Genomic DNA, 14239 nt, shown 5'->3' on the forward strand with positions numbered 1-14239 from the left:
ATGGTCTTAGAGCTCCGCGTGGCGCACGCCGATCGAATAGCGCTTTTCCAGCCAGATCAGCACGAGATTCGACGCGGTGGTGATCGCCAGATAGATCAGCGCGGCGACCAGAATGAAGAAAAACATGTTGAAGGTGCTCTTGCCGGCGTCCTGGGCGGCTTTGACGACATCGGCGAGACCGATGATCGACACCAGCGCCGTGGCCTTGACCAGCACCTGCCAGTTGTTGCCGATGCCCGGCAGCGCGAAGCGCATCATCTGCGGAAACAGGATGCGCGTAAACACCCGCGCGCCACTCATGCCGTACGCGCTGCCCGCTTCGAGCTGGCCGCGCGGCACCGCCAGAAACGCGCCGCGGAAGGTTTCGGTGAAGTACGCGCCGTAGATGAAGCCGAGCGTCAGGACGCCAGCCACGAACGGATCGATATCGAACTGCGGCAGATTGAGCGCGTCGGTGAGATTGTTGACCGCGATCTGGATGCTGTAGAACAGCAGCAGCATCAGCACGAGGTCGGGCACCGAGCGGATCAGCGTCGTATAGCCGGTTGCGATCGCCCTGAGCGGGCGGTTGAACGAGAGTTTGGCCGCCGCGCCCGCGAGGCCGAGCAGCACGGAGGCTGCCAGCGACAGGACGGACAGCTCGATCGTCTGGATCGTGCCGGCCAACAAGACCGGACCAAAGCCGTAAAGGAACACGCGTGTCTCCATCCAGGTTTCATTGAGGATGTCATGGATGGAGTCGGGTTATGCCTGCCCGACTCATCCGGCATGGCGCGGAGTCTCGCAAGCGAAAATTAATTTCTCAAAGGAGGGGTGAGCGCATGCTGCGATGCAGCAATAGGCCGTTTGCCACGGTTGAGCGCTCGCAGAGCTTGGTTTTGCGGGGGATATGGTTTTGTAAGGTGGGGAGCGTGCCGCGAGCGCCGGAGCGATTTAGCAAGTTTCGGGTCGCTTTTTCGATAGATGGTCCGAGCTTCGAACGACTCAAAATCTGGCAGAGAAAGATGGAAATGGCTTATATATGAGTCGCAAAGGCATTTCATGACTCATATACGAATCATTGATTGTTTTTTTGTCAGCACGCCACCATAATGGCTCACAAACGAGTCATAACGCTACTTTGTGATTCATATATGAGTCAAAAGGCACTCTCATGCCCAGTTCAGCTACCCGCCCCGCCTCCCGGTACAGCTTGGACGCCGCGCTGCTGCTCGGACAATTGATCCGGCGCGCGCGTCTTGAACGCAAGATCACGGCAGCGCAGTTGGCCGAGAGAGCTGGTCTATCCCGCAGTCTTGTGCAGCGTATCGAGAAAGGCGATCCGTCCTGTTCGATCGGTGCGGTCTTCGAAGCAGCCGCGATCGTCGGAGTGCGGCTCTTCGATGCCGACCAGTCGATCATGGCTGCCGCCATCCAGGCTAACGCAGAAATCCTGACGCTGCTGCCACGAGCCGTGCGCGCACCTCGCATCGAAACGAAAGATGACTTCTGAAACCACCTATAAAGAAGCCTTTGTCTGGGTCTGGTTACCCTGCGCGACCGAACCGGTGGTCGCCGGCCGGCTAGCTGCCGTCGGCGACAAGCTTCTATTCAACTATGGTCAAAGCTACCTCGCGCGCGAAAACGCCATCCCGCTTTATGCACCCGAGTTGCCACTCCAGCGCGGCACGCTGCTCTTGCCCAGCGGCCTGTCAATGCCAGGCAGCATCCGCGACGCAGCGCCGGATGCATGGGGACGGCGCATCATTATCAATCGCAAGCTTGGCATGCGTGGGCGCCAGATCGACACCACTGAACTCGATGAGCTCACCTATCTGCTGGAGTCCGGCTCAGATCGCATCGGCGCGCTCGACTTCCAGCTCTCAGCAACAGAATACGTGCCGCGCGAAACGGCCACTGCGTCGTTCAACGATCTGCTAGACGCGGTCGCCAGCGTCGAGCGTGGGGTACCGCTTAGCCCCGATCTGCAGCGCGCGCTGTTTCACGGCAGCTCGATTGGCGGAGCACGTCCGAAGGCGATGATCACCACGGACAACAGGAAATTCATCGCCAAGTTCTCTTCACAGAGTGACGTCTACAGCGTTGTGAAGGCCGAATACATTGCGATGCGCCTTGCGTCCGAGGTCGGTGTTCACGCCGCGCCGGTCACGCTCAAGCACGTCGGCGGTAAGGATGTGCTGCTCATAGAACGGTTCGACCGGGTGCGCGCGGCGCAAGGCTGGCAACGTCGCGCAATGGTGTCGGCGCTGACGTTGTTCGCGCTCGATGAAATGATGGCGCGCTACGCCAGCTATGATGACTTCGCCACGCTGATCCGACATCGTTTCAGCGAGCCAAGAGCCACGCTCCAAGAGCTATTTGCCCGCATGCTATTCAATGTGCTGTGCGGCAACACCGACGACCACGCGCGTAATCATGCCGCCTACTGGAACGGTCGCGAGTTGGCGCTCACGCCGGCCTACGACATCTGCCCGCAAGCGCGTGCGGGCAACGAGGCCACCCAGGCCATGCTGATCGTCGGCAACGAGCGGTTCAGCCGAATCGAAACATGCCTGAGGGCGGCGCCGCAGTTCCTTCTGTCGAGAGACGACGCCATCGCGTTGGCCCAACATCAGATCGAGGTGATTTGTGATCGCTGGGACCCAATCTGCGCCGAGGCGCAGTTGAGCGAGGTCGATCGCAATCTGATGTGGCGACGCCAGTTTCTCAATCCGTTCGTGTTTGAAAGCGCGCCGCCAGCGCTCGCTGCGTTAGTTCAATAGACTCGAATGCCACTGCTAATCAATGCCCAACCTGGCCCGAATCGCCGGCAACATAAACTCCACCGCCGCGCGCCCCTCCTCAATCGCCGGCCCGGCACGGTGAAAATCAAAAATCCCCATCCCGCCGAGCCGTGGCTGAATCAGAATATCCGCCGGTTCGCCGGCAAGGCGACTCCGCGAAATCCGCACCTGCATGATGTCGATGCTCTGCGCGATCGAACTCAGCATCGACGGCACGCGCGCACTCGGCGCCGGCGGCACCCGCACATCATCGGAACCGCGCCCTTCTGAGGGCGCAAGCCAGCGTGGCCAAGGCTTGCCGTTCCGACGCAGCGCGACCGGCGGCGGCGCATCCGGATCGAGCGCCGGTGTGTCGACTACCGCGCCGCCGAAATCGCGGCCATTCAGAATATCGTTGTTCAGATCGACCGCGATCACGCAGTCCGCCCGCATGCCGCGCGCCACCGAGACCGGCACCGGATTGCTCAAGCCGCCGTCCACCAGCCACACACCGTTGTGATACACCGGCGTGAAAATCCCCGGAATCGCAATCGAGGCGCGCACCGCGTCGACCACGCTGCCGTCCTGCAACCAGCTCTCGCGCCCCGAATCGAGTTCGGTGGCCACCGCCGCGAACGGCATGTTCAACTGCGCGATCGAGCGGCCGTCGAATTTGTCCGCGAATATCTGGATTACCTTGCGCCCACCGAGCAAGCCGCCCGAAAAACGCAGATCGAGTAGCCGCACCACGGTTTGCCAGGTGAGTTTCGAAACCCACTCTTCGAGCCAGTCGAGATCGCCGTTTGCATACACGGCACCGACCAGCGCGCCAATCGACGTGCCGCACACGACATCCGGCCTGATGCCCGCATCGAGCAACGCGCGAATCGCGCCGATATGCGCCCAGCCGCGTGCTGCGCCACCCCCCAATACCAGCCCGATACGGCTGTATCGACGTCGATGTATCATGTCTTCCCCGCCTTTTATCGACTATCGCCCGCGTATCACGTCCGAGCGCGATGTCGTGTACACCTTCTGATATTGATCGAAGTGCACGTTAAAAATGCCTTCTTCAGTCACGCCGCCCTCGCGCCACTTCCAGCTCCACACGGTTTCCGGCTTGAGCGGAAATACGGCGATCTGGCCTGGCTTGCCGAGCAGGCGGCGCACCTCGTCCTCGGTCATGCCGATGCGAATCTTCCCGAAGTTGTCGGCAGTCAGCACCTGGGTGATCGCTTGCAATTTGCCGTCACGGTCAATGTCGACCATGTACGTGTTCAGTCCTTGCGGGCCACGCGGATATTCGAAACGCTTCGAGCCGTCGGTAAACGTGCGTTCGGTTTCCGGCTTGCCCATCTGATCGCGGATCTGCGCCTCGGTGGTAATGCCCGGCGTCATGTTCTTGAGCAATAACGCATCCGGCTTGACGGCGTTGAAGAATTCCTTGAGTTTTTGCACGGCGCGGTCGCTCTGTTGGTCGTCGCAACCGGCCAGCGCAACGCATGCGGCCAGCATCACGACAGTAAGCAGTTTGAGGCTCACAGCGAGTTTCCTGTACGGACGCGAAGCGGCAAGTCGCCCGCATCCCGTTGTGTAGGGTGTACTACAGGATAACCGCGCGGAGCAAAAACCGCGAGCGACGGCGGCAAGGCGGTCATGGCCTGTCGTGCAGCGTGGTTTGCGGTGGGTGCGATTGCGCGACGAGGCCGCGGACTCAGCGGGAAAAGCGCAGGAAAGGCACAGGAAAAGGCACTGGCGAAGGCGCAGCAAAACGCGCCGCAGCAGGCACGGCAAAAGGGCGGAAAATCCGCGGTGAACCCGGGAAAACCGTCGCCACAAGCAAAAAGGCGACGCTGTGCAAAGCGTCGCCAAGTCGGTCGATACGGTCAAACCGGAAATAAACAGCGGCCAAACAGCCGCCTGAAACGCAGTACCGCGGACGACGCGCAGCGGTCCGGTCCCAGGCGAAGCGGTGAGAGATCTTGGCCTCTGACCTTGCGCCGTCGCCGGAATGGCGAACCGCTGCTTGTTTGGCCGCCCTGGTCCCTCGATAAGCCTTCCAAGTGCAGCTAATCTAAACGGATTGGCGGATTTAGACGAGAGCGCGTTTACACCGAATCGGCAGATGATTTGCGGAGCGCGGCGCCGGCGTTGCACCCAGTTTGCGCGGCGCTCGCTCCGTCCTTCTTACGCGCGGACAAACGCAGCAAAACCCGCCCGCCCCGCCCCCTGCAGCACCGAATCGTTCTGCGGCGTATGAATCCGCGCGCACAGCACGTCGCGATAGTGACGTTCGAGCGGATTGTCGCGGCTGAGGCCGGGATTGCCGCTCGCCTCGACCGCCAGTTGCACCGCTTCGATAGCCTGATTCGTCACCGTGTATTTGACGAGCGGCGCTTCGTCGAGTGTCACGCGTTCGGCATGCGCGCTTGTGTCGAGCAATACGCGATTGCTGAACAGCAGCGCGTCGATGCGGCCGAGCGTCTGCTGGAACGCGGGCAGGCTCGCGAGCGGCGCGCCGAGATTACCGGGGATGCGCTCGGCGGCCCATTGCGCGAACCAGTCGCGCGCGGCCCGCGCGGCGCCGTCATACACCGCCGACAACAGCACGCTCATCCACGCGAAGCCGAGCGCGTCGAGCCCGGCACCCGGCTCGCCGGGCAGATGGACGTCAACTGCATGAGCGGCCGGCACGAATACCTGGTCGAACACGAGCTCGTGACTGCCCGTGGCGCGCATGCCCAGATGATTCCACTCGCTGCCGACCCGCACGCCGGGTGTGTTGCGATGCACCAGCCACACGCCGACGCGCGGCGGCGTCTCGTCGCTGCGCGCCCACACCGCGAGCCAGGTGAGACCGGGGCTGCCGGTCGAGTACAGCTTGCTGCCGTCGATGATCCAGCCGTCGGCGCTGCGCTTCGCGATAGTCGCTGGCAAGCCGCCGCGTGCCGGCGTACCCAACTCGGGTTCGACGCGCAGCGAGTTGATCAGCGCGCCATCGCGTACCGCCTCACGCGCCACGCGTTCACGCAGTTCGACAGGCCAATGCGGGTTGCCCTGCAAGCGATGATGAAACAGGTACTGCATCACCAGCACCAGTGCCGTGGACGGCTCGCCGCGCGCCACCGCGCGCACCACCTTCAAGGCTTGTGGCAAGCTCGCACCCGCGCCGCCAAGCGATGCGGGCACTGTCAATGAGAGCAGATCGAATTCGTGCAAGCGCGCCAGATTGGCGTGCGGAAATTCCGCCGTGCGGTCGTAGTGGGCCGCGCCGGCAGCAAACTCGCTCGTGAGCTGCGTAAGCAGTGCGTCGAACGCATCGCTATCGAGCGGTGGATGACGGCGCGTCACCGCGCTTTCGGCAATCGGGGCGTTCATGTGAGGACTCCGGCAGGCCGCATCAAGGCAAAGGGAAGCTGCGATCAAAGCTCGTGCGCACGTCGAGATGCGCACGAATCACGTTGGCGGCTTCGTAGGTATCGGCGGTACGCTGCTGCGCCGCGACGACGCTGTCGTCGATCGCCACCGGATGCACCTGGCCACGCTGATAGACGGTTTTCAGCACATCGGTCGGCAGACCCGTGACTTTCGATTGCATCGCCGCCACTTCGTCGGGATGCGAAAGCGCCCAACGCTGGCCGATCGCCACACGTCGCAGGAAGTCGGCGAGTTGCGCGCGCTTGTCCGCGATTGCGCGTTCGGTCGCGACCTGATAGCTGAGTCCCTCGGACAGACCAACGCCGTTCGCGATGATGCGATCGTGATCGCGCGCTTCGCCGAGTGCGGTGTACGGGTCCCACACAGACCATGCATCGACGCTGCCTGACGCAAGCGCCGCCTTCGCATCCGCGGGTGCGAGGAAGACGAACGAGACCTCGGTCAGCGGCACGTTGGCCTTCTTCAATGCGGCGAGCGCGAGATAGTGGCCGATCGAACCGCGTGTTGTGGCGATGCGTTTGCCCTTCAGGCTCGCTGCATCGTTCAACGGCGAGTTCGCGCCGACGACGATCGCCAGATCCAGCGGATTCGACCGGGTCGCCGCGACCGCGCGTACCCGGGCGCCGGCCGCGAGCGCGAACACCAGCGGCGCATCGCCCAAGCCACCGACATCCACGGCACCGGCATTCAGCGCTTCGCCGAGCGGCTGCGCGGCTGGAAAGTTGAACCACTCGATCTTGTACGGCAGGTCTTTCAGCTGACCGGATGCTTCGAGAATGCCGCGTGTTTGCAAGGACTGATCGCCGACTTTGAGCACGGGCAAATCCGCGGCAAAGGACTGTGTTGCGCAGACGGTCGCGCACAGGGCGAGCATTGCCGCGCCGAGCGGTTTGAGCAACGCACGTTGCAAGACTGACGAGGCGGATGAGGCGGAGAAAGAAGAGCGGGAAGTCGTCATAGCGGCAATTACGTCATGGCATCCAGATGATGTGTCATCGACGATAAGGCACGCATCTGTATAAGACAAACGCATTATTCTGCTAAGCAAATATGCGAATTTTCTTGGACGGCGAGACATGCGCGCACATTGATGCGGGTATCATCGAACGCACGAATCTTGCGCTGCGTTGCGCATCCTTTGACTCACCGCTCATCATGAAGATCGACGAAATCGACGCATACGTCACCGTCATTCGCTGTCAGTCGTTGCAACAGGCAGCGCTCTCACTCGGCCTCACGCAACCGGCGATCACGCGCCGCCTGCAGAATTTCGAAGAGGCGCTTGGCGTCGAACTGCTCGACCGCAATACGCGGCCGCTCAAGGCGACGGCAACCGGCCGCATCGTCTATGAACAGTGCCGCGTGATCCAACGCGAACTCGACGTGCTGCGCGAGATCGTCGCCACCGACACGCCGCCGGTCGGCACGCTGCGCCTCGGCGTCGCGCAGACGATTGCCGATATCGCGCTCACCGACGCCATGCGCGGTCTCAAGGCGGCCTACCCCGATCTGCAGGCGCGTGCGTCGACCGGTTGGGGCAGTCAGCTATTGCAACGCGTCGAGCAGGGCGAGCTCGACGCCGCCGCCATCCTGCTGCCCAGCAACAAGACCTTCGACGAAATGTTGTCGGCGCGCTCGCTGGGCCGCATCAAACTGGCGGTGGTCGCGCAGAAAGGCCTGTTGAAAAAGCGCGCGCATACCCTGGCGGAATGTCAGTCGATTGGGTGGGTGTTGAATCCGGATGGCTGCGGCTTTCGCGACGGCCTGCAACGCACGCTGAGTGGCTTGGGGCTCGCGCTCAAGCTGAATCTCGAAACGCTCGGTACTGAACTGCAATTGCAACTGGTTGCTGACGGCAACGGTCTTGGACTCGTGCCGTTGCCGCTGCTGCAAGCCAGCGCTCACGCGGACATGCTCGACATCATCTCGATGAGCGACTTCAAGCCGCTCATCGATATCTGGCTCGTGCATCCGCGCGTGCTGGGTAAATTGCAACAGCCAGTCGAGCGCTTTGGCGCGGCGATCGAGCAGCAATTCAAGGAAGCGCGTGCGCAGCGCGCGGCTTGAGCCGCACGCTGCATTAGTTAAGTTAACTCCGGCTGACTCGGCCGACTCACCAGCCTTGCCTGATTTCACCGGTTGCGGCTGGTCTATCTGCTTCATCCGCGCTTCACGCAAGCACAGTCCTCAGATCACCCGAAAACCGTGTGTGCCATCGCGTCCAAGTTGGGCCACGAGCCCGTACTCCCATTCCAGATACGCGTTCATCGCTTCGCGCGCGTTATCGGTTCCCTCATACGGACGACGATAACGATCGATGCGCGGCGATGCCAGACGCGTCTCACCGCTTTCTACGGCGAGGCCCGCCTCGATCCACGCACTCGTGCCGCCGCTTAGCACCTGCACCGGCTTACCCGTCAACGCCGCCAACTCCGGTGCCGCGAAGCGCGCCAGCAGACTGCTGCCGCAGGTCACGACATAACGTTGCGCATCCGGCAGCTTGCGCAACGCTTCATCGAGTTGCCCGCGAATCGCGAACCACGCGCCAGGAATATGGCGCTTCACATAGTTCGCGCTGGTCGTGAAATCCAGCACGACGGTGCCGGGCGATTGCAGGAGCGTAACCAGTTCAGCCGGCGCGATCTCGTCGACAGCAGGCGGTGTGGGTGCATAGCGCGCGGCGGGCGCCGCGCCTTTTTCGCCGAAATCCACGTTGCCCAAGCCGTCCACCACGTACACCTCGACGTTCATCTGCGCAAGCCACGACGCGGTCATGTTCGCGCGCACGCCGTCGTTGTCGGCGAGGATCACGCGCGCACCGCGCACCGGCGCGAACATGTCGGTCTCCTGCACCAGCTGACCACCCGGCGCGTTGCGAAAACCGGGCACGTGCCCTGCCTCGTATTCCTCCGGCGTGCGCACGTCGAAGCGATAGACGGTGCGTACCGCTTCGTCGGCCCAACGGCGCGCTTCGTCGCGCGAGGTGCGGCCCACCTTTGCACGATCGGCCACCCCACGCGCGGAATCGGCGGCGGCGAGACGAAGCGTGTCATCGGCAATCGGCTCGAAGCGGCGCGAACTACCGTGCGCGAGCGCCTGACCGGCAAGCGTCCAACCGATGGTGCCATTGCGCAGCGCCGCAGCCGGATTCGGCACGCCCGCATTGATCAGCGACTGCGCGCCGATGATGCTGCGGGTGCGCCCGGCGCAGTTGACGATGATGCGCGTCGACGGATTTGGGGCAAGCTGCCGCGCGCGCAGCACCAGTTCCGCGCCCGGCACGCTGATGCTGCCGGGAATATTCATGGTCTGATATTCGTCGAAGCGGCGTGCGTCGAGCACCACCACATCGGCTTCGATATCGAGCAGCGCCAGCACCTGCGGCGCGCCGAGGGACGGCGTATGGCGTTCGCTTTCGACCAGTTCGCCGAATGCCTTGCTCGGTACGTTGACGTCCTGGAACAGCTCACCGCCCGCCTCGCGCCAGCCTTGCAAACCGCCGTCGAGCAGCGCGACGTCGGTATAACCCAACTCGCTCAACCGGCGCGCGGCGCGCTCGGCAAGCCCTTCGCCGTTGTCGAACACGACGACCGGCACGTCGCGGCGCGGCAAGCGCACAGGCGCCTCCAGTTCGAGCCGCGACAGCGACAGATTGGCGGCGAACAGCGGATGACTGCGCGCGTGCGGATCCTCCTCGCGCACATCGACGAGCACGATTTCCTCGCGCTCGAGCAGTGCGCGGCGCACGTCTTTAAATGACCGGATGCGAAACTCTTTAGCGAAACTCATGAGATCGGGGACTCCTTTGAAACATTCCAGATATTGGGCAAGACGTCGTTCGAGTAACCGGAGATAAAGGTCTTGCGGCCTCCGTCGGCCGGATAGACGGAACGCGTCACCGCGCCAATATTTCCACCGTACACGTGAATGCTGATCGACGTACGATCGCGAAAAGCATTACTCACGCGATGGATATCGCCGATGCGCGGCGACACGGCATCCACCGCGGCGGTATCGAGGCGTTTTGCCGCCCCCTCTTCCTCCAACGCGCCGTCTGGCGTGATGCAATACCCCTGAGCAATTTCCGCACCACGCAATACACCGATCAAACCCCATACGGTGTGATCGTGCACCGGCGTCGACTGGCCCGGTCCCCATACAAAACTGACAATTGAAAAACGCTGCTGCGAATCCGCGTGCAACAGGAATTGCTGATAGCGCTCGGGATCAGGTTGCGCGAAGGCGTCCGGCAACCAGTCATCGTGGGCGATCAGTTCGCGCAGCGCGGAACCGCCGGCCTCGAGCAGATGGGCTTCGGGCACATGCTCGTCGACGAGCGACGCAATCCGGCCGACGAACGCGCGCAGCCGGTCCGGTCTCAAAGCTTGAGTCATCGAATGTTCAGAAGGTAGGTTGGTTGAATCGGTCACGCACCGCGAGCGAGCGCGGCGTTGAAGGTGTCGGTCCACAACGGTGCGACGTCGACGTGCCGGTCGATGACCGCCGCACGCGCGAACGTATCGGCGACCTGCTGCTCGCTCGCGATGTCCGCCGCCGTGATGCCGGTGACGCGGCGCGCCTGGCTCTGGTTGCGATACAACGAGCGGATCGCCTCCTCGGGCACGCGCAACTCCGCGGACAACACCTTCGCGTAGGCATCCTGGTGCTGACCGAACCACGCGCAGGCGCGTTGCAACCGCACCAGCAGATCCGCGGATGCAGCCCGCCGTTGCGGATCGGCGAGTACCGAGGGATGACCGTAGTAAAGATAGTTGCCGGACAGATAGCCGTTGGCGTTTTTCAGCACCCGAGCGCCCGCTTGCGAGATCGCGAGCGGCACGTTGTAGCCGTAGATCGCCCAGGCATCGAGCGAACCGGCGTTGAACGCGGCGAAACCGTCGCGCGGGGCGAGCGAGGTGGCCTGAATATCGTTGAACGACAGCCCCGCCTCTTCGAGCATGCGCAGCAGGTAGTAATGCGTCGTGGTGGCACGCAGATAGCCGACGCGTTTGCCCTTCAGATCGGCGATCGAGCGGACCGTCGAGCCCTTCGGGACCAGCACGACCTGATTGTTGACGTCGTCCTTGTAGACGGCGATCACGCGTACCTGAGCATTCTGCAGGCGCGCGAAGATCGGTGGGATCTCGCTACCCGAGGCGATATCGAGCGAGCCGCCGTTCATCGCCTCGACCATCGCGTTGCCGGACTGGAACTCGGACCAGTCGATGGTGTACGGCGTATCCGCGAAGCCTGCGGTTTTCAGCAACGTAGCGTCGCCGCCTTTGTAAGTTGCGACGCGCAAACGAACCTTGCCGAGATCGACCGGCGGATCGGTTTTGTCGCTGGCTGCCGGCGTGGCTGCAGCGGCGGCTGCCGAAATCACGCCTGTGCCTGCTGCTGCGCCGAACAACGCGGCCACCGGCAGCGCAGACACGAGCCGGCGGCGCCGGAGCGAAACCGGCGAATCGAAACGTTGGGTCATCTTATGGGGCGCTCAGCTCAGGACGTCGGGTTCGGCTTCAACCAGCCCTTCCAGCAGGCTCTGGAACGCAAACAGCGCACCGCCCGGGCGGCCTACCTGTTCATGCGTGAGCGTGGCGACCTCGTGCGGGATGGCTTGCGGCGAGCCGGCGGCTTCGGCGAGCAATTGCGCATGGCAGGCATTATCGAGCGCGATATACCACCAGGCCGCCGCCTCGACGCTCGGACCCGCCGTGAGAATGCCGTGATTCTTCAGGATCACCGCCTTTCGTTCGCCCAGCGCCAGGGCGATGCGTGCGCCTTCATCGGTATCGAGCACGACGCCGCGGAAGTCGTCGAACAAGGCGTGGTCCTGATAGAACGCGCACGAGTCCTGCGTGAGCGGGTCGAGCGTGCGGCCGAGCGTCGACCAGGCCTTGCCGTAGAGCGAATGCGTGTGCGCGGCGGCGACCACATCGGGACGCGCCTCATGAATCGCCGCGTGAATCGCGAAGGCCGCCTGATTCAGCGGCCCCTCGCCGACCACGATCTCCCCTTCTGCATTCACCAGTAGCAGATCGGACACGCGAATGCGGCTGAAATGCTTGCCGAACGGATTGACCCAGAAGTGATCGGGCCACTCCGGATCGCGCGCGGTGATATGGCCGGCGAGACCCTGGTCGAACCCATAACGCGCGAACAGACGAAACGCCACGGCGAGCCGTTCCTGCCGATAGCGCCGCTCGGCCGCGACGCTTTCGCGCGGCGGGACGTCGTCGAACCAGAATTTACGGAGCGGCGCGTGACGCTGGAGCGACGGCGTATCCGGGGTGTTTTGCAGCGTGGGGGCACTTGGAGGCGCTGGCGTGTTTTGCGGCACAGGCGCACTTTGCGGCGTCGGCGTGTTTTGCAGCGCGGCGGACAGATCGGTCATCGTGGCTCCGTTCAGGCGGCCACGCGCTCGACGTGCGCGATCCGTTCGCGGGTGGCCGGAATCAGTTCACGGCCGTAGTCGATGGCGTCTTCGAGCGGATCGAAGCCGCGCACGAGGAAGGTCGAGACGCCGAGCGCGTAGTACTCGGCAAGCGTTTCGGCGACCTGTTCGGGCGTGCCGACCAGCGCGGTCGAATTCGAGCGCCCGCCGATTTCCTTGGCGATACCGGTCCACAGACGTTCATCGACGCGATCCGATTCACCGGATGCCGCGAGCAGCCGCCGCGCGCCTTCGCTTTGCGCCGGGCCACCGACGCCGAGCCCTTGCGCCGCGCGCAGCCGCCTCGTTTCCTCGAGGATATGGTCCGCGCGTTCCCATGCAGCTGCTTCGGTAGCCGCAAGAATCGGCCGGAACGACACTGAGAAACGCACGGTACGGCCGTGTTTGGCGGCTTCCGCGCGCACGCGGGCGACCTGCTCGCGCACTTGCGCCTTCGATTCGCCCCATAGCGCGTAGACATCTGCATGACGTCCGGCGATTTCGAGCGCGGGCGCTGACGCGCCGCCGAAATACACGGGGATATGGGGTTGCTGCACCGGTTTTACTTCGGAGAAGCCTTGTTCGAAGCGGTAGTACTGGCCGTCGTGATCGAAGGGTTTCGCTTCGGTCCAGATGCGGCGCAGGATGTGCAGGTATTCGTCGGTGCGGGCGTAGCGTTCGTCATGCGACAGGTAGTCGCCGTCGCGGCGTTGTTCAGCATCGTCGCCACCGGAGATGATGTGCACTGCCAGACGCCCGCCCGAGTAGTGATCGAGTGTGGCCAGTTGGCGCGCGGCGAGCGTGGGTGCGACGAAGCCCGGGCGATGCGCGAGCATGAAGTGCACTTTGCTCGTGACGCTGGCCGCGTGGGCGACGGTGAGGAGCGCGTCGGGGCTTGTCGAATGATGCGGCACGAGGATGCGGTCGAAGCCCGCGGCTTCATGTGCGCGGGCGAATTGTTCGACATAGTCGATGTCGACGACCGGACCTTGCGGTGCGTGGGTTTCAGACACCTTGCGGGTCTGGATCATGCCGATGAATTCGATGGACACGGTGGTGTCTCCCAGGATGGTTTTTTGCCCGGCGGGGCGGTGGCTTTCTTGGCTGGATGCATTGATCTGTTCGAGGGGTTTAAGGTAGCAGCGCTACATGCGGTTGTTAAATATTGATCGGCCATATCTATATCGGGTTTGCATGTAACGGGGTGGGGGTTGGCTGCGCCGCGCTTGTTGTCTGTGTGTCTGTGGAGTTGGGTTTTGCTTGGGTTGGTTGCCTGCGCGGCGCTTTCTGTCTGTTTGCTTATGGCTTTGGCCTTTCCTTGATTTGTTAGTGGTCTATTAGCGTTCGCCCCTGTGCGGGGCAGGCACTTACTTTCTTTGCCGCCGCGTAACTATTCAGCGCTTGTAAACTGCAGCCAGGCTGTGCATAGTGAAGGACATGACGAAGATGCCTGATTTCAAAGACCTCACACACGAACAGAAGGACGCGCTCATCGTTGATCTCGTGAAGCGTCTGAACGCGCTCGAAGCGAAACTCGAGAAGAACAGTCGTAACTCCAGCAAGCCGCCCTCAAGCGATGGGCCCGGGCGCAAGCCGAAGTCGTTGC

At 62.9% G+C, this 14239-nt stretch carries 14 protein-coding genes; 4 read left to right on the forward strand and 10 right to left on the reverse strand.

Annotated elements, in window-relative coordinates; all coding sequences use genetic code 11:
- Nucleotides 1-6: 6 nt before the first annotated feature.
- On the reverse strand, nt 7-696 hold the full coding sequence (locus tag HHL24_RS42225) for an ABC transporter permease (RefSeq protein WP_063497873.1): 690 nt from the start codon (nt 694-696) through the stop codon (nt 7-9).
- A gap of 457 nt (nt 697-1153) precedes the next feature.
- Between HHL24_RS42225 and HHL24_RS42230 the strand changes: the two genes are divergently transcribed.
- Together HHL24_RS42230 and HHL24_RS42235 are read left to right on the forward strand one after the other, a co-directional pair.
- Entirely contained in the window at nt 1154-1492 is a 339-nt protein-coding gene (locus tag HHL24_RS42230; RefSeq protein ID WP_169491179.1) for a helix-turn-helix transcriptional regulator, read from the forward strand.
- Nucleotides 1482-2762, forward strand: coding sequence for a type II toxin-antitoxin system HipA family toxin (locus HHL24_RS42235; protein WP_169491180.1), 1281 nt, complete (start codon nt 1482-1484; stop codon nt 2760-2762). The genes HHL24_RS42230 and HHL24_RS42235 overlap by 11 nt, the downstream gene beginning before the upstream one ends.
- A 15-nt stretch (nt 2763-2777) precedes the next feature.
- On the opposite strand, the gene HHL24_RS42240 is transcribed toward HHL24_RS42235, so the two are convergent.
- From HHL24_RS42240 to HHL24_RS42255, 4 genes are all read right to left on the reverse strand, one after another.
- The gene (locus HHL24_RS42240) at nt 2778-3731 is read right to left on the reverse strand and encodes a patatin-like phospholipase family protein (RefSeq protein ID WP_169491181.1); all 954 of its coding nucleotides are present in this window, start codon (nt 3729-3731) and stop codon (nt 2778-2780) included.
- A gap of 21 nt (nt 3732-3752) precedes the next feature.
- Nucleotides 3753-4304, reverse strand: a complete 552-nt coding sequence (locus tag HHL24_RS42245) for a hypothetical protein (RefSeq protein WP_169491182.1) — start codon at nt 4302-4304, stop codon at nt 3753-3755.
- A gap of 645 nt (nt 4305-4949) precedes the next feature.
- A complete protein-coding gene (locus HHL24_RS42250; RefSeq protein WP_169491183.1) occupies nt 4950-6140 on the reverse strand; it encodes an acyl-CoA dehydrogenase family protein in 1191 nt (396 codons plus the stop codon).
- A gap of 22 nt (nt 6141-6162) precedes the next feature.
- Nucleotides 6163-7074, reverse strand: coding sequence for an ABC transporter substrate-binding protein (locus tag HHL24_RS42255; protein WP_230417812.1), 912 nt, complete (start codon nt 7072-7074; stop codon nt 6163-6165).
- 281 nt (nt 7075-7355) lie between these two features.
- Here HHL24_RS42255 and HHL24_RS42260 point away from each other — a divergent pair, with 281 nt between their 5' ends.
- On the forward strand, nt 7356-8267 hold the full coding sequence (locus tag HHL24_RS42260) for a LysR family transcriptional regulator (RefSeq protein WP_169491185.1): 912 nt from the start codon (nt 7356-7358) through the stop codon (nt 8265-8267).
- A 120-nt stretch (nt 8268-8387) separates the two neighbouring features.
- On the opposite strand, the gene HHL24_RS42265 is transcribed toward HHL24_RS42260, so the two are convergent.
- Genes HHL24_RS42265 through HHL24_RS42285 form a run of 5 tightly spaced genes read right to left on the reverse strand, consistent with a single transcriptional unit; the run spans nt 8388 to nt 13685 of the window.
- The gene (locus tag HHL24_RS42265) at nt 8388-9989 is read right to left on the reverse strand and encodes a rhodanese-related sulfurtransferase (protein ID WP_169491186.1); all 1602 of its coding nucleotides are present in this window, start codon (nt 9987-9989) and stop codon (nt 8388-8390) included.
- The gene (locus HHL24_RS42270) at nt 9986-10594 is read right to left on the reverse strand and encodes a cysteine dioxygenase family protein (protein WP_169491187.1); all 609 of its coding nucleotides are present in this window, start codon (nt 10592-10594) and stop codon (nt 9986-9988) included. Before HHL24_RS42270 ends, HHL24_RS42265 begins: the two co-directional genes overlap by 4 nt.
- A gap of 32 nt (nt 10595-10626) precedes the next feature.
- A complete protein-coding gene (locus HHL24_RS42275; protein ID WP_169491188.1) occupies nt 10627-11682 on the reverse strand; it encodes an ABC transporter substrate-binding protein in 1056 nt (351 codons plus the stop codon).
- Between the two features lie 12 nt (nt 11683-11694).
- Nucleotides 11695-12594 carry a class II aldolase/adducin family protein gene (locus tag HHL24_RS42280; protein WP_230417811.1) on the reverse strand — a complete coding sequence of 300 codons (900 nt, stop codon included), beginning with the start codon at nt 12592-12594 and terminating at the stop codon, nt 11695-11697.
- A gap of 11 nt (nt 12595-12605) precedes the next feature.
- Nucleotides 12606-13685 (reverse strand): LLM class flavin-dependent oxidoreductase, encoded by a 1080-nt coding sequence (locus HHL24_RS42285; protein WP_169491189.1) that lies wholly within the window; start codon nt 13683-13685, stop codon nt 12606-12608.
- A 394-nt stretch (nt 13686-14079) separates the two neighbouring features.
- Between HHL24_RS42285 and HHL24_RS44455 the strand changes: the two genes are divergently transcribed.
- Nucleotides 14080-14239 (forward strand): DUF6444 domain-containing protein (locus tag HHL24_RS44455; protein WP_407947499.1); only part of this gene is annotated, 160 nt, incomplete at its 3' end.

It is taken from the genome of Paraburkholderia polaris (assembly GCF_012927345.1).
Classification (GTDB): domain Bacteria; phylum Pseudomonadota; class Gammaproteobacteria; order Burkholderiales; family Burkholderiaceae; genus Paraburkholderia; species Paraburkholderia polaris.